This window comes from Methylobacterium sp. GC_Met_2 (assembly GCF_026540795.1).
GTDB lineage: Bacteria > Pseudomonadota > Alphaproteobacteria > Rhizobiales > Beijerinckiaceae > Methylobacterium.
In genome coordinates, this window is the sequence record NZ_JALNUM010000017.1 from 16,834 (window position 1) to 32,525 (window position 15,692).

Consider the following 15,692-nt stretch of genomic DNA (forward strand, 5'->3'; position numbering starts at 1 on the left):
CTCTGGCTCGCCCAGCGGGCGCATTGAGGACAGGGGCCTCCGCACCGCGGAAACCACGCCCAATCGCGCCCTCGTTCTGAGCTGCGGCAGAGCCGTCCCGAAGGATGGCTTCAGGAGCCGCGGTGCTCGCTGGAGGCCTCTTTCGAGGCCTCCGCCATGCTCCGGCACCTCAGACGAGGGGGGCGAACTGGAACGCGCCCGCCCTCTCTCACCGCCCGAACCGCTCGAACTTCGGGAAGCTGCGCGCCATCATCAGGCCCACCTCCGCCCGGTGACCGAGCCACTTCTCCAGCACCGTCGCGTTGGCGAGGCGACCTTCGGCCGAGCCGTCCTGCCAGGGTAGACCATCCGCCAGCTTGAACACGTGCGCGTCAATCAGCCCGCCGCTGCGGCAGCGCTGGAGCCGGACGCCCTTGCCGCGGGCGAGTTCGGCCACCTCGGAAACCGGGAAGATCAGGAGCAGCTTTTCCGTGTTGACCACCGCCACGTGGTCGCCATCCGCCGGCACCAGCACGGCCGCGGTAGCGTCGCCATCGAGGCCCAGCACGCTCTTGCCCTTGCGGGTGTTAGCGACGAGCGCGTCTGACGGCGCCACGAAGCCGCGCCCGTCCGAGCCCGCGATCAGCAGCTTGGTCTCCGGCCGGTAGGGCAGGGCCGCCACGATCTCGGTGCCGTCGTCGAGGTCGGCCATCAGCCGCACCGGATCGCCGAAGCCGCGCCCGCCCGGTAGCTTCGAGGCCTCCAGGGTGAACACCTTGCCGTTGGTGGCAAGCAGCAGGATCTTCTGGGTCGTCTCGGTCGGGAAGGCGATCTTCAAGGTATCGTCGCCCTTGAAGGCCACGCCCGACAGGTCGGCGACGTGGCCCTTGAGCGCCCGGATCCAGCCCTTGTTCGAGACGATCACGGTGATCGGCTCGCGCTCGACCAGGGCCGCGGTGAAGTCGATGCCGCCGACATCGGGCGGGCTCGCCAGCGTCGTTCGGCGCTTCCCCAGCTTGGTCTCGGGGCCAAAGGTCTTCTTCACGGCGCGGATCTGCGCCTGGATCGCCTTCCACTGCGCCGGCTCGGAGGCGAGCAGGGCGTCGATCTCGGCCTTCTCGGCGGTGAGGGCATCCAGTTCGCGCTTCAGCTCCATCTCCTCCAGCTTGCGCAGGGACCGCAGGCGGGTGTCGAGGATCGCATTGGCCTGGATCTCGGTGAGTTCGAACCGGGCCATCAGGGCGGGCTTCGGCTCGTCCTCCTCGCGGATGATGCGGATCACCTCGTCGAGGTCGAGATAGACGATCAGCAATCCGCCCAGGATCTCCAGGCGCCGGTCGATCTGCCCGAGGCGGTAGCGCGAGCGGCGCTGCAGCACCACGCGGCGGTGATCGACCCATTCCCGCAGACATTCGGTAAGCCCGATCACCTTCGGCACGAGACCGCCGACCAGCACGTTCAGGTTGAGCGGGATCCGCGCCTCCAACTCGGTCAGCCGGAACAGCGATTCCATCAGAATCACCGGGTCCACCGTGCGCGAGCGCGGCTCCAGCACGACGCGCACGTCTTCGGCCGATTCATCGCGCACGTCGGCGAGCAGCGGCAGCTTCTTCTCCTGCAGCAGCTCGGCCATCTTTTCGATCAGCCGGCCCTTCGGGATGCCGTAGGGAATCTCGGTGACGACGATGTTCCACGTGCCGCGGCCGAGATCCTCCTTGGCCCAGCGGGCGCGGACCCGGAAGGCGCCGCGGCCGGTGCGGTACGCTTCGGCGATCGATTCCGCCGAATCGACCAGGATGCCGCCGGTCGGGAAGTCCGGCCCCTGCACGAACTTGGCAAGATGCGCCGAGGTCGCCTCGGGGTGATTGATCAGGTAGAGCGCCGCGTCGCACAGCTCGGCGGCGTTGTGCGGCGGGATCGAGGTCGCCATGCCGACCGCGATGCCCTGGCTGCCGTTGGCCAGGAGGTTCGGGAAGGCCGCCGGTAGGACGATCGGCTCGTCCTTCTCGCCATTGTAGGAGGGGCGGAAGTCGACCGTGTCCTCGTCGATACCATCGAGCAGGAGGCGCGCGACCTCGGTGAGCCGCGCCTCGGTGTAGCGGTAGGCGGCCGGGCCATCGCCATCGATGTTGCCGAAATTGCCCTGGCCGTCGACCAGCGGGTAGCGCTGGGCAAAGTCCTGGGAGAGCCGCACCAGGGCGTCGTAGATCGCCTGGTCGCCGTGCGGGTGGAAGTCGCCCATCACGTCGCCAACGATCTTGGCGCACTTCTTATGCGCGGTGTTGGGGTCGAGGCGGAGCAGCCGCATGCCGTACAGGATGCGCCGATGCACGGGCTTCAACCCGTCGCGGGCATCCGGCAGGGCCCGGTGCATGATCGTTGAGAGCGCGTAGGCGAGGTAGCGCTCTTCCAGCGCGGATTTCAGCTCCACGCTCTCGATCCCGTCGCCGGACGGCGGCTCGAAGGGCTGGCCCATGACGGCTCCTCAATTCAACGTCTTCACCGCGGCCCATCAGCCGGGGGCCGCGCAACAGCGCCGACAACCCGAATCGAAGGCCGCGAAAATCTGGAACAGAACACGAACACTAGCCGGCCTCGCGGCCGAGCGCAACGAATCGCGTCCGCTCTTCGGGGGCTGCGAGACCGCGCGGACCCCAGACGTGCCGGTCTAGGAAGTATCCCGTCAAGGTGAACCCTTGTGCAACGCCGTCCGGGCCGGGGGAACCGCCTGCGTGCAGGAAGGTCGGGAGCACCAGCAGGCGGTCGCGAAACGGCTCGCCCGCCGAGGCGCTGACCGCCCGGCCGCTCTTCGGCGAGACGTACGCTAGGGCGTCGTTGCCGCCGGTGGCCGCGCAGGCGGTGAGATCGAGGCCGAAGCCGAGTTCCGATAGGATCGCCAGCTCGAAGCGCACCATCAGGGGCGGGGCGATAGCGGGATCGTCAAGGTGCTCCACGAGGATCCCCGCCGCCTCGTAGAGCTCCGGATGCGGGTCGCGCTCCGGGAGCAACCGCAGCAAAGCCGCCAGGTGGCCGATGCCGTAGAGGGCAAGGCTCGATCCGATCAGCCGTGAGACCTGCGAGTCGAGGGGCTCCACCGCGAAGGCGCCAAGGCCCTCTTCGAGGCGCGCGCGCCACGTCAGACGGACGCGGTTGCCGGGCTGAAGCACCGGCTGCATCCGGCGCGAACGTCCGCCATGCACGAGGCCGAGGTGGCGCCCGTGGGTCTCGGTCATCGCCTCAAGGATGACGCTGCTCTCCCCGTGCCGGCGCAGGCCGAGCACCAGGGCGTCGTCGGTCCATTGCATCGAAGGTCGCGTCGGGGGTTGGGAGGGGCGCGGGGTGCGGGATCCCCGCATATAGGCCTTCGCGACGTCCGGCGCTGCCCGCGCGCTGTCCAGCCTGGGGCAGCCTTGGCCGGATAGCAGTCGCCGATGCCGCTTCGTGCCGCCCTCGCCATCGTGTTTCTCCTTACCGCCGCCGGGGCGCAGGCTGCCGCGCGCAAGTCGGCCGCCGTGGAGGACGCGCCCTCCCCGGCCCTCCTCCAGCGGATTGCTGCCCTGGCGCTCAAGCAGGTCGATTTCGGTTCGGTCTCGCTGCTGCCGGTCCGGTTCGAGGGCAGTCGCATCGCCGGGCCGATCGAGGATGGCGGCCAAGTGATCTATTGCGTGTCGGGTCACATGTACGGCCGGACCTTCGGCAAGCCCGAGAAGCCGAAGGTGGTGTTGCGCTACGCGGACGACCGGCTCACGGTGCTCGACGACGACGAGGTCTGCACCGGGCACCGCACCCGCCCCTTCCCCGAACTCGACACCCTGGGCAACAAGCGCTGAGGCCGCCGCGTTGAGGGCGATGCCGTCCCGGGATTCCCGCACCCTCGACCTCAGCCTCGATCTGATCGCCCGCGCCCATTCCGTCCCGGTGCTTGACGACCCGAGCGCCCTCGCGGTGCTTTCGGATGCGGAGCTGGGGCCAGGCCTGGACGCGATCGTCGCCGGCTGCGAGGGCAATGCAGTCTGGGTGTTCGCCTATGGCTCGCTGATGTGGAATCCGGAATTCCCAGTGGCCGAGCGCCGGATCGGGACGGTCCGCGGCTTCCACCGCCGCTTCTGCCTGCTGCAGCGGCGCTTCCGCGGGACACCGGAGCGGCCGGGCGTCGTCCTGGCGCTCGACCGCGGCGGCCTGTGCCGGGGCATCGTGTTCCGCCTGCCCAATTCGGAGATCCGCGAGGCGCTGATGCCGGTCTGGCGCCGGGAGATGCGCGGCCGGGGCTACGTCGCCCGCTGGCTGCCGGTCGCCACCGAGGCAGGGACCGTCTCGGCCCTGACGTTCCTGGCGAACCGCGCCAGCGACCGTTACGCCGGCCGCCTGTCGGATCCCGAGATCGCCGAAAAGATCGCGGTTGCCTGCGGCCATAAGGGGCCGAGCGCCGAGTACCTGTTCCGGACCGTGGAAGCCTGCGAGCGCCTCGGCATCCGAGACCGGCACCTCTGGAGCCTGCAGGCGCTGGTGGCTGCGCGGCTCAGGGCCGGCGTCCCTGCGGCGTGAGGCTCAGGCCCAGGCGCGCTTCATCACGAGGGCGACCCGACCGCCCGCATGCTCCGCATCCGGGTTGCGCGGCTCCCGGATGCCGGGGGCGCGGCCGGTGGTGACGTAGACCAACAGCGTCAGAACGAGCAGGATCTTCGTACGCATTCATGAGGCTCAAGCTTGAGCATCGGTGCATAGGATCGATCGGTTTTTACGGAGTTGCCGCAACGCACGCGGATGCCGATGCCGCGCAGTTCGCGCCATCATGGTGAACAGAACGTTGCGGCCTGGGCTCGGTCGTCAGAAGCCGCAGACCAAAAGGCGGCGTCGACCATCGGGCAAAACGCGAAGCGGATCAGGGTCCTAGCAGAACGGTCCGGTTCCGGTTTCCGGGGCGATGCGCTATGCCGCCGGCCTGAGATCTCCACAGGCGAGGACAGGATGCGGCTTCGGATCGGCGTGGGCTTGGCGATCGTGATCATCGCGGCCGTGGCCCTCCTCGCGGGACCGTTGCGCCGCGGCGAGAGGCTGTCCGACATCCTCACCGGGCGGACCCCCCTGCTGAACGGCGTCAGCCGGGCACCGGGAGGCAGCGTGGACCTCACCGGTGCCGCCGACCTGGGGACGGAACAGAGGTCGGTGACCCTGCACGTCGCCTGCGATCCGGGTGGCACCGGCTTGTCGGCGGCTCTGACCGTGCCGCGCTTCGCCGAGCTGGCGCCGCGCTTCGATTTCGCCGGGCTCGAAGGCTCCGGCAGCGAAACGCCGCTCACCGGGATCTTGGTGGCCGGCGCCGGCAGCGTGCGTTCCGTGCGCATGCCGGCCCAGGGCGCGGCGACCGGCGCAGATGCGGGCTTCGCCCTGACGGTGACCGGGGCCCGCCGCGGCGAGGATCCGCTGCGTGGAATCGCGCTGGCGCTTGCGCAACCCGAGGCCAAGCTCACGTGGACCCAGGCGAGCCCGCGTTCCGGCGACCCGGCCTTGACGGCGACCTTCGCGCCTTCGGAGAGCGACGCCGCCGCGCTGAAGGGTGCCCTCGGCGGGTGCCTCGCGGCGCCGTTCTGACAGCTCGGCGTCGTGCGGGACGGCCATCCGAGGTTTGTGAGTCCGCCAAAGCGGTGATCAGGGCTTGGCGGACCCCGTCGAAGCGCGGACGATGAAATCCGGTTCCAGCCGGACCCGTGGGACGGCCGGGCTGCGTCCGTTCAGCCGCTCGAACAGCATCTGCGTCGCGATCTGACCCTGGTGCACGCCATCTGTGCGGATGGTCGTGAGCGCGGGCGTCAGCCAGGGGGCGAAGGGCAGGTCGTCGAAGCCGACCAGGGACAGATCCTGGGGCACAGTGCGGCCGAGGGCATGCGCTGCGCTGAGCACGCCGATCGCGATCGTGTCGTTGCCGGCGAAGATCGCGGTCACGTCCGGACGCCGGCTCAGCAGCGCGAGGCCCGCGCGGTGACCGCTCTCCGGACTGAAATCCCCGACCTCGATCGCGTCCGCATCCAGCGCCAGCCCCTGGACGCGCAGGCCGGCCTCCAGCGCGGCCAGGCGCGCTTCGGTGGCGATGAAGCTGCGCGGCGAGAATGTGATGGCGCCGACGCGTCGGTGGCCGAGGCCCACCACGTGATCCACCGCCTTCATCAGCGCGGGGCGTGTTGCGAAGGTCACCGCCACTTCGCGCGGGTGACGGACGGAACCGACGAGGACGAGCGGAAAATCCTTCTCGATCAGGGAGACGAGCGCCGTGTCCCCAGCTCTTGGATTAAGCACGATCAGGCCGTCGATCCGCCGGGACTCCACCAGATCGTCGTAGGTGCTCGTCGGGCCGCCGCTCTCCAGGCCCTCCACGAGTACATGCAGCCCGAGCTGCCGATTGGCCTTCTCGACCCCGTAGAGCACCTGGGTCACGAACTGATCCACCAAGAGGATGGAAGGATCGGAGACGATCAGGCCGATCGTCTCGCTTTGGCCGCTGACCAGCATGCGCGCGGCCGAGTTCGGCTTATAGCCGAGTTCGTCCGCCGCCCGCAGCACCCGCTCCCGCGTCTCCTTCGCGATGACGATGCTCTCGGAGCGGTTGAGAACGAGGGAAACTGTTGCCCGTGAGACGCCGGCCTGGCGCGCCACATCGTGGCTGGTGACGCGTTTCGTCGGCATCCGTCGCCTCCGCTGATCGGCCCGGGGAGGCCATGACCTTCAATTGGCCCGGCGTAGATCCTTCGGTTCGGCCGGTACGCGATTAGGTCTCGGGCAGCCCGTTGACAACACATATTCAGCGTGGTGAAACATAGCTAACACGTGTTAGCAAGCGTCCTAGCGCAAGCTGGCACGTGTCAGTGCGAACCTCTGGGGGGTGGTTGGCATGGCGGGGACGACGCGATCGGTTTCACCGATGCAGCAGCGGCAAAGGGAGGCTTTCATCGGCCTCCTCGCCGTCGTCCCCGCTCTTCTGGGCTCTCCGCTGTTCCACCGCCTGCCCTCGCTCCGCGCGGGCGCAATCGGTCCGACCGGCTGGACCATGATGCAGGCGCCGAGCACCATCGGCCTCGACCATGACGCGCGGCGGCCGGTGGATGTGAAATCCCGGCATTCGGCGGATGTCACGCGCACCGTCTGGCTGCGCGCGATGGGCATCGCCCCCCCTGAGGGAGGCGCCTGTCCCTCCCCTTCTCCGACCGAGGCCTGAAAGACTCCCATGCGACGCCCCAAGATTACGTTCATCGGAGCCGGCTCGACCGTCTTCATGAAGAACATCATCGGCGATGTGCTGCATCGCCCGGCCTTCAAGGACGCGATCATCGCCCTGATGGATATCGACGCTGAACGCCTCGCGGAGAGCGCGATCGTCGCCGGCAAGCTGGTGCGCGCCCTCGACGCCCGCGCCACGATCGAGACCTATGGCGACCGGCGCGCCTCGTTAGCGGGCGCGGATTTCGTCGTCGTGGCGTTCCAGATCGGCGGCTACGAGCCCTGCACGGTCACCGACTTCGAGATCCCGAAGCGGTTCGGCCTGCGCCAGACCATCGCCGATACGCTCGGCGTCGGAGGCATCATGCGGGGCCTGCGCACGGTGCCGCAGCTCTGGGCGATCTGCGCCGACATGGTGGAGGTCTGCCCCGAGGCGATCCTGCTACAGTACGTCAACCCGATGGCGATCAACACCTGGGCGATTACGGAAAAATTCCCGCAGATCCGGCAGGTCGGCCTGTGCCACTCGGTGCAGCACACCGCCGAGGAGCTGGCGCGCGACCTCGACATCCCCGTCGCCGAATTGCGCTACCGCACGGCGGGGATCAACCACATGGCGTTCTATCTGAAGTTCGAGCGCCGGATGCCGGACGGCTCCTTCCGCGACCTGTATCCCGATCTTCTCGACGGCTACCGCGCCGGTCGCATCCCGAAACCGTCGAGCTGGAATCCCCGCTGCCCGAACACAGTGCGCTACGAGATGTTCGCGCGGCTCGGCTACTTCGTCACCGAGAGTTCGGAGCATTTCGCCGAATACACGCCGTGGTTCATCAAGAACGGGCGCGAGGACCTGATCGAGACATACGGCATCCCGCTGGACGAGTACCCGAAGCGCTGCATCGAGCAGATCGCCCAGTGGAAGGAGCAGTCGAAGGACCTCACCGGTGACGGCACGATCGCGGTGAAGCCGAGCCACGAATACGCTTCGTCGATCATGAACGCGGTCTGGACCGGCGAGCCTGCGGTAATCTACGGCAACCTGCGCAACGACGGTTGCATCACCTCGCTGCCCGATTCCTGCGCGGTCGAGGTGCCCTGCCTCGTGGACGCCAACGGCATCCAGCCGACCCATGTCGGGGCGCTCCCGGTCCAGCTCACGGCGCTGATCCGCACCAACATCAACGTGCAGGAACTGACCGTGAAGGCGCTGATGACGGAAAACCGCCAGCACATTTATCACGCCGCGATGATGGATCCCCACACCGCGGCCGAACTCGACCTCGACCAGATCTGGAGCCTCGTCGACCAGTTGACGGACGCCCACGGCGCGTGGCTGCCGGACTGGGCCCGCGCCTGACCGTCAGGCATTTGAACCCGGGGTCTGCGGCGTGCCGGGTGGCGCCTGCAAGCCGCTCGGGCCGCGGACGCTCTACCTCTACCGCGACGGGCGCGACACGCTCTACCGCCTGCACGGCACCACGGAGCCGTACACGATCGGCACGCTGATGTCCTTGGGCTGCGTGCGCTTCCTGAACCAAGACATCATCGACCTGTACGCGCGGGTGCCGATGGGTACGTGGGTGGTGCCAGAAAGGCGGTCGCGTTGACGGGTACCACCCGGTTTAGGCAGCCCCTCAACTCACCTCCACCTGCACCACCCCCGGCACGGTCCGGAGCTGGCCGGCCAGCGCCGGGCTCGCCTGGAATTTTCCGGGCAGCCGGATCTCCACCTCGCGCTCGCCGCCGTCGAGCTTGAGGATCAGCGAGACCTCGCTCTCGCCGCGCATCGACAGCCGCTGCTGCACCGGCGCGACCCCGCGCGGGTCGCTCAGGTGGATGCGGATCCCCTTCTGGTGGCGCGCAACCGCCTGGTCGAGGGGCTCCGCGGTGAGGATCCGGGCGCGCACGTCCTCGCCTTCCAGGTTCGCCTGGAGTTGCAGCACCAGCGGGCGGCCGGGCTCCAGGATGTCGCGGTACTGGCCGAGGCCCTCGGAGAAGATGATCGCCTCGAAATGCGCGGTCCGGTCCGACAGGGTGACGATGCCCATCTTGTTGCCGGTCTTGGTCCGCCGCTCCGCCCGGTCGAGCACCGAGGCTGCCACCCGGCCGACGCTCGACGTCCCGGCCCGCACGGCGCGGCAGAAATCCGTCCAGCTCTGCACCCGCAGCTTGTCGAGCAGATCGCCATACTCGTCGAGCGGATGGCCCGAGATGAAGAACCCGATCGCCGCGTATTCGCGCTTCAACGTGTCGGCCATTGGCCAGATCTCGTGGGGCGGGATCCGGAGCGAGACATCGTCCGCCACCACGCCGCCGAACATGTCGGTGACGCCGGTGGTCTCGGCCTCCGCCGCGCTGGCGGCGAGCTTCATCATCGGCTCCACCGCCGCGAAGGCGCGCGCCCGGTCGGGCTCGATGCAGTCCAGCGCCCCGGCCTGGACGAGGCTCTCCAGGGTGCGCTTGTTGATCATCCGCGGGTTCAACCGGCGGGCCAAGCAGGCGAGGTCCTTGAACGGCCGGTCGCCGCGCGCCTCCACCAGCGCCCGCACCGCCTCGCGGCCGACGCCCTTGATGGCGGCGAGCGCGTAGTAGATCCGACCGTCGCGCACCTCGAACACCTCGCCGGAGGTGTTGATCGAGGGCGGCTCGACCACGATCTTCAAGCGCTGCGCGTCCTGACGGAATTCGGCGAGCTTGTCGGTGTTGTCGATGTCGAGCGTCATGGCGGCGGCCAGGAACTCGACTGGATGGTTCGCCTTCAGATAGGCGGTCTGGTAGGTCAGTAGCGCGTAAGCCGCCGCGTGGCTCTTGTTGAAGCCGTAATCGGCGAACTTGGCGAGCAGGTCGAAGATCTCGTTGGCCTTGGCCTTGTTCAGCCCGCGCTCGGTGCAGCCCTTCAGGAACCGGTCGCGCTGCGCGTCCATCTCGGCGCGGATCTTTTTACCCATGGCGCGCCGGAGCATGTCGGCCTCGCCCAGCGAGTAGCCCGCCAGAACCTTGGCGATCTCCATCACCTGTTCCTGGTAGACGATGATGCCGAACGTCTCCTTCAGCATCGGCTCCAGCTTGGGATCCGGATACCAGGACGCCTCGTTGCCGGCGTCACGGCCGAGCTTGCGCTCGCAATAGACCGGGATGTTGGCCATCGGGCCCGGCCGGTAGAGCGCCACCAGGGCGATGATGTCCTCCAGCCGGTCGGCCTGCATCTCGCAGAGCGCCTTGCGCATGCCGGCGGATTCCACCTGGAACACGCCGACCGTCTCGCCCCGGCCCATCGGCCCATAAGTTTCTTTGTCATCGAGCGGCAAGGCGGCCAAATCGATCTCGATGCCGCGCTTCTTCAGCAGATCGGTGCAGCACCGCAGCATGGTGAGGGTCTTGAGACCCAGAAAGTCGAACTTCACCAGGCCGGCCTGCTCGACCCATTTCATGTTGAACTGGGTCACCCGCATACCGGTCTTCGGATCGCGGTAGAGCGGGACCAATTCCTCCAGCGGGCGGTCGCCGATCACCACACCGGCTGCATGGGTCGAGGCGTGGCGGTGCAGGCCCTCGAGCTTCTTGGAGATGTCGATCAGCCGGCCGACGACCGGCTCCTCCTCCATGGCCTGCTGGAGCTTCGGCTCCCCCTCGATCGCCTGGGCCAGCGTCACGGGGTTGGCGGGGTTCTGCGGCACGAGCTTGGTCAGCTTGTCGACCTGCCCGTAGGGCATTTCCAGCACGCGGCCGACATCCCGCAGCACGCCGCGGGCGAGCAACGTACCGAAGGTGATGATCTGCCCGACCTGCCCCTCGCCGTAGCGCTGCTGCACGTACTTGATCACCCGCTCGCGACCCTCGACGCAGAAGTCGATATCGAAATCCGGCATCGAGACGCGCTCGGGGTTGAGGAAGCGCTCGAACAGCAGGCCGAAGCGCAGCGGGTCGAGGTCGGTGATCAGCAGCGACCACGCCACCAGCGAGCCGGCGCCGGAGCCGCGGCCCGGACCCACCGGGATGTCGTGGTCCTTGGCCCACTTGATGAAGTCCGAAACGATCAGGAAATAGCCTGGGAACTTCATCGAGACGATGACATCGAGCTCGAAGGCGAGGCGCTTGCGGTAATCGTCTTCCGAGAAGCCCGGCGCGGTGCCGTGCTGCTTCAGGCGCAATTCCAGCCCGGCCTCGGCCTGCCGGCGCAGCTCGGTCGGCTCGTCGGCCGAAATCGTCTGCACGCCCGTTTCCGCCGCCTCCGCGAGAGCCTCCGCCATCGGCGGTGTCTCGCCCGCCGCGACCTTCGAGAAATTCGGCAGGATCGGCTTGCGGGTCCGTGCCCGGACGGCGCAGCGCATGGCGATCTCGACGCTGGCCTGCAGCGCGTCCGGCAGGTCGCGGAACAGCTCGCCCATCTCGGCCCGGGTCTTGAAGGCGTGGCTCGGCGTCACCCGGCGGCGGCGGTCGTCCGAGACGATGCGGCCCTCCGCGATGGCGAGCAGCGCGTCGTGGGCGTCGTAATCGTCGGGCTTGGCGAAGTAGGGCTCGTTCGTCGCAACGATCCCGAGGCCGTGGCGGCCGGCGAGTTCGAGGAGCGCAGTCTCGATCCGTCCCTCCTCGGTCTGGCCGTGGCGCTGAAGTTCGACATAGAGCCGATCCTCCCCGAACGCCTCCTTCAGGCGCTTCAGGCGGGCGAGCGCCAGCTCGGGCCGTCCGGCTCGGAAGGCTGTGTCGAGGGGGCCGGAGGGACCACCGGTGAGCGCGATCAGCCCGTCCGAGCCGCCGACAAGAGCCGCGGCATCCAGGCGGGGCGATCCACCGAGCGCCGTATCGAAATAGGCATGGCTCGCAAGCCGCAGCAGGTTGGCGTAGCCGGTCTCGTCCTGGGCGAGGAGCACGACGCCGTGGCTCGTCGGTGCGTTCCGCTGATGCGGATCCGCCGCCTCGAAGGCGACCGAGAGTTGCACGCCCGCAATCGGCTGAACGCCTTCGCCCGCCGCCTTCTCGGAGAATTCGAGAGCCCCGAACAGGTTGTTGGTGTCGGTGAGCGCCAGAGCCGGCTGCCGGTCGGCGACCGCAGCCTTGATCAGGGAACCGACCTTCAGCGCGCCTTCGAGCAGGGAGTACGACGAATGGACGTGGAGGTGGACGAATCCGACCTCCTTGAGCTGTCGTGGCATGACCGACCTTGTTCCGGGGACGCACAGCATCCCCGCTCGGCCTTTCCAAGTCGACGGACCCGCAGCCTGCTCCGAACGATATCCACCGGTCGTGCCCCGGAAGCACCAGTTCGGGCCTCCCCTGTGGACAATCGACGCCGAAGGGTGGATCGCCTGTGCATAACCCGGTCGTGATAAGAACCGGACCGAAAAAGGCAGCCGTGGGCTAACGCACCGGTGCCAACGCTATCGCCCAAGCTGCGACTGCCGCGAATAGCATTCCGAAGGCCATGAACTCCAGCATTCCGATCAGGACCAATCCCTTCAGCATCGTCGCGTCTCCGTGTTCCCGATGCATTATGTTCATGTTTTGTTCTAAATGAAAGGCCGCTGAGTAACACGTCTGCTAGCGCCTATAGTTATGGTAAAAAATATCTTGATACGGATCGGACGGGCTGGCATGCCCCGCGCCGAGAACACGCTCGTCTTCTGAACGGGGGTTCGAAGGAGCACGCCATTACCGCGCACCAGACGGCCGAGCGATGCGACGTCGCCCTTGTGGCCGTCGGCACTCACGGCGACGTGTTGCCGTTCATCGCTCTGGGTTACGAGCTGACCAAGCGCGGCCATGGCGTCTCGCTGGCGGCGCCGGCGCCGTTCGAAGCGATGGCCCGCCGGGCCGGTCTCGCCTTCGAACCACTCGGCACCGTGGCCGATTACGAGGCGGTGATACGCCAGCCGGATCTCTGGCACCCGCAGCAGGGCTTCCGGCCGATGTTCGACTTCGCCCTGCAGGTCGCGGAGGCCACCTGCCTGTGGCTCGGGGCGACCCGAGCGCGTGGAATCGACCTGCGGGTGGTCGCCTCGCCCCTCGGTTGGGGCGCGCGGCTCGCCCAGGATCTCTACGCACTCCCAACCGCCACGCTGCACGTGATGCCATTCTTGATCGAGAGCCGGTTCGACCCGCCCCGGCTGCCCGGCCTGCCGCTGCCGCGCATCCTGCCGGCGTCGTTGCGGGCCTATGTCAATCTCGGCGTCGATGCCGTCGCGGTCGGCCCGTTCACGCTGCCGCCGCTGAATGCGCTCCGCGCGCGCCTCGGCCTCGATCCGGTCAACCGGCTGCGGCACTGGTGGAACAGCCCCTCGCGCATGCTCCTGATGTTCCCCGATTGGTATGCCGCGCCGCAGCCCGACTGGCCGGCCCAAGCGGTGCAGCTCGGCTTCCCGCTGGTCGACCGGTTCGGCGACGTGCCGGCCATGCCGCCGGAACTCGACGCTTTCCTGGCGGCGGGCGAGCCGCCGGTCGTCTTCACCTACGGCTCGGCCATGCGCCAGGGTGCTCCCTTCTTCGACACCGCCGTGCAGGTCTGCCGGCGCATGGGCCGGCGCGGCGTCCTGCTCGCGCCTCAGGGCGGGCAGATCCCGAAGCCCCTGCCGGCGGGGCTCATTCACCTGTCCTACGCGCCGCTGAGTACGCTGCTGCCGCGCAGCGCCGCTTTGGTCCATCACGGCGGCGTCGGGACAGTGGCGCAGGCGTTGGCCGCGGGCATCCCGCAGCTCGTGGTCCCGGTGGCGTTCGACCATTTCGACGAGGGCCGGCGACTCAAGGATAGGAACCTCGGCGCGACGCTCAACCGTCGCGCGTTCCGGCCTGCCCGCGCGGCGCGGGTCCTGAGACGATTGCTCGCCGATCCCACGGTCGCGCGCGCCACGGCGGCTGCCCGGGCGCGGATGGCGGGGGGGCGCAACGCGATCGCCGACGCCTGCGACCAGATCGAGGCGCTGGCTGCCGCCGGGCACCGATCCTGAGCGAGTCCCACAAACGTGGCCGCCGGTTGTGCGGTGAAAACCTGTGACCGGACAAGCACCGCAGCCGAGTTTCAACAAAGCCGAAGCCGGCCGCCGCTTCAGGGAGCAGCCGCCGGCTCCGAAGATTCATCCCGGGATCACTGGCCCAGCAGCACGCCTGCCGAGCCGACCAGGGTCATGAGGATGCCGCTCACGAAGGCGCCGATCATGACGTAGGAGAGGGGCTTGAGCTTCATCCGTTGTGGCGCCGGATCAGCAGCGATGGCCGCCGGCGGTCTGGCCGTACTGCTTGATCGGCCGGGTCTGCTGGTTGGCGTTGCCCTCGGCGGCCGAGCTCATCGGGCAGCCCTCGTAGAACGGAGCGTCGTGGACACCGAGACCGAGCGCACCGGTGGTCTCGGGCGCGTGGGTGGTGAAGCCGGTCCAGCGGGCCTCGGGGGCCGCAAACGCGGAGGACAGCGGCGTAGCGGCCAGGACAAGAGCCGTGCAGGCGGCGGCAAAGCGAGTTTTCATGGATATTAACCTGACGAATTGAAGTGACTCTGGGTCGTCTTTCGCAATTGTTCTTGCGTAATTGAAATATAGGGACGTAATGCTCTTCAGGACGTGACGCGCCGCACTCGGCGAGATGGATTAAAAGACACGGGCATTTCCGCGCCGGCTCTGACAGCATGGGCGCTGGCGGCGCTCCGGACCAGCCGCCGATCCGACCGAAGGCGATCCCTCCGCTTCCATACGCGGAGTGGCATGCCCCCGGGTCGGGCGCGGCAATTTCGGGCGTATAGAAGTCAAAGGGATTGCGCGCGAAGGCCCGCCGGAAGGCCGGGCAACCCGGCTCAGTCGAGCGGCGTGATCAGCCCGTCCCGGATCGTCACCCGGCGGTCCATGCGGGCGGCGAGATCCAGGTTGTGGGTCGCAACGAGGGCGGCGAGGCCCGAGGCGCGGACCAGGGCCATCAGCACCGAGAAGACGTGGCCGGCGGTGCCGGGATCGAGGTTTCCGGTCGGCTCGTCGGCGAGCAGCAGCCGCGGGCCGTTGGCGACCGCCCGGGCGATGGCGACGCGCTGCTGTTCGCCGCCGGACAATTCGGCCGGGCGGTGCGGCAGCCGGTCCTTGAGGCCGAGGAAGCCGAGCAGCTCCGTGGCGCGGGCCTTCGCCTCGGCGCTTTTCAGGCCGCGGATGAGCTGCGGCATCACCACGTTCTCCAGTGCCGAGAACTCGGGCAGTAGGTGGTGGAACTGGTAGACGAAGCCCATCTCCTCGCGCCGCAGGCGGGTGCGCTCGGCATCCACCATCGCGGCGGTGGGATGGCCGCCGATATAGACCTCGCCCCCGTCCGGCCGCTCCAGGAGCCCGGCAAGGTGCAGGAGCGTCGACTTGCCGGCGCCGGATGGCGCCACCAGCGCGACCAGCTCGCCCGGCCAGATCGCGAGGTCGGCGCCGCGCAGGATCTCCAGGGCGCCCTCGGCCTGGGGATAGCGTCGCTCGACGCGGGAAAAGAACAGGGCCGGCACCGGCGGGTCGCCGGCGGGCTGGCTCGTATCGCTCATCGGATGCAGC

Annotated in this window: 13 protein-coding genes and 1 pseudogene; 7 read left to right on the forward strand and 7 right to left on the reverse strand. The window is 68.4% G+C overall.

Annotation, left to right across the window (positions count from 1 at the left end):
• Window positions 1-208 precede the first annotated feature (208 nt).
• Window positions 209-2,455: a DNA topoisomerase IV subunit A gene (gene parC, locus OXS49_RS08775; RefSeq protein WP_244006592.1), complete on the reverse strand. Its 2,247-nt coding sequence runs from the start codon at window positions 2,453-2,455 to the stop codon at window positions 209-211.
• A gap of 109 nt (window positions 2,456-2,564) precedes the next feature.
• A complete protein-coding gene (recO, locus tag OXS49_RS08780; RefSeq protein WP_244006594.1) occupies window positions 2,565-3,284 on the reverse strand; it encodes a DNA repair protein RecO in 720 nt (239 codons plus the stop codon).
• Window positions 3,285-3,410: 126 nt separating this feature from the next.
• Here recO and OXS49_RS08785 point away from each other — a divergent pair, with 126 nt between their 5' ends.
• Both OXS49_RS08785 and OXS49_RS08790 read left to right on the forward strand, forming a co-directional pair.
• On the forward strand, window positions 3,411-3,809 hold the full coding sequence (locus tag OXS49_RS08785; RefSeq protein ID WP_267423561.1) for a hypothetical protein: 399 nt from the start codon (window positions 3,411-3,413) through the stop codon (window positions 3,807-3,809).
• Window positions 3,810-3,828: 19 nt separating this feature from the next.
• Window positions 3,829-4,524 carry a gamma-glutamylcyclotransferase gene (locus tag OXS49_RS08790; protein WP_267423563.1) on the forward strand — a complete coding sequence of 232 codons (696 nt, stop codon included), beginning with the start codon at window positions 3,829-3,831 and terminating at the stop codon, window positions 4,522-4,524.
• Window positions 4,525-4,527: 3 nt separating this feature from the next.
• Here OXS49_RS08790 and OXS49_RS08795 read toward each other — a convergent pair whose 3' ends face one another.
• Window positions 4,528-4,671: a hypothetical protein gene (locus OXS49_RS08795; RefSeq protein ID WP_243918813.1), complete on the reverse strand. Its 144-nt coding sequence runs from the start codon at window positions 4,669-4,671 to the stop codon at window positions 4,528-4,530.
• Window positions 4,672-4,947: 276 nt separating this feature from the next.
• On the opposite strand from OXS49_RS08795, the gene OXS49_RS08800 reads away from it, so the two are divergent.
• Entirely contained in the window at window positions 4,948-5,571 is a 624-nt protein-coding gene (locus OXS49_RS08800; RefSeq protein ID WP_267423565.1) for a hypothetical protein, read from the forward strand.
• A gap of 57 nt (window positions 5,572-5,628) precedes the next feature.
• On the opposite strand, the gene OXS49_RS08805 is transcribed toward OXS49_RS08800, so the two are convergent.
• Window positions 5,629-6,660, reverse strand: a complete 1,032-nt coding sequence (locus OXS49_RS08805; RefSeq protein WP_267423567.1) for a LacI family DNA-binding transcriptional regulator — start codon at window positions 6,658-6,660, stop codon at window positions 5,629-5,631.
• Window positions 6,661-6,865: 205 nt separating this feature from the next.
• Between OXS49_RS08805 and OXS49_RS08810 the strand changes: the two genes are divergently transcribed.
• From OXS49_RS08810 to OXS49_RS08820, 3 genes and pseudogenes are all read left to right on the forward strand, one after another.
• A complete protein-coding gene (locus OXS49_RS08810) occupies window positions 6,866-7,189 on the forward strand; it encodes a hypothetical protein (RefSeq protein ID WP_267423569.1) in 324 nt (107 codons plus the stop codon).
• Window positions 7,190-7,198: 9 nt separating this feature from the next.
• Complete coding sequence (locus OXS49_RS08815; RefSeq protein ID WP_267423571.1) at window positions 7,199-8,548, forward strand: alpha-glucosidase/alpha-galactosidase; 1,350 nt, start codon at window positions 7,199-7,201, stop codon at window positions 8,546-8,548.
• Between the two features lie 28 nt (window positions 8,549-8,576).
• Window positions 8,577-8,798 (forward strand): annotated as a pseudogene (locus OXS49_RS08820) (L,D-transpeptidase); the annotation flags it as partial.
• Between the two features lie 27 nt (window positions 8,799-8,825).
• On the opposite strand, the gene dnaE reads toward OXS49_RS08820, so the two are convergent.
• The gene (gene dnaE, locus OXS49_RS08825; RefSeq protein WP_267423573.1) at window positions 8,826-12,344 is read right to left on the reverse strand and encodes a DNA polymerase III subunit alpha; all 3,519 of its coding nucleotides are present in this window, start codon (window positions 12,342-12,344) and stop codon (window positions 8,826-8,828) included.
• Window positions 12,345-12,881: 537 nt separating this feature from the next.
• Between dnaE and OXS49_RS08830 the strand changes: the two genes are divergently transcribed.
• Entirely contained in the window at window positions 12,882-14,132 is a 1,251-nt protein-coding gene (locus OXS49_RS08830) for a nucleotide disphospho-sugar-binding domain-containing protein (protein ID WP_244006607.1), read from the forward strand.
• Between the two features lie 252 nt (window positions 14,133-14,384).
• Here the strand turns inward: OXS49_RS08830 and OXS49_RS08835 are convergent, their stop codons facing one another.
• Together OXS49_RS08835 and OXS49_RS08840 are read right to left on the reverse strand one after the other, a co-directional pair.
• Window positions 14,385-14,645, reverse strand: a complete 261-nt coding sequence (locus tag OXS49_RS08835; RefSeq protein WP_267423578.1) for a hypothetical protein — start codon at window positions 14,643-14,645, stop codon at window positions 14,385-14,387.
• Between the two features lie 323 nt (window positions 14,646-14,968).
• Window positions 14,969-15,682: an ABC transporter ATP-binding protein gene (locus OXS49_RS08840; RefSeq protein ID WP_244006610.1), complete on the reverse strand. Its 714-nt coding sequence runs from the start codon at window positions 15,680-15,682 to the stop codon at window positions 14,969-14,971.
• Window positions 15,683-15,692 lie beyond the last annotated feature (10 nt).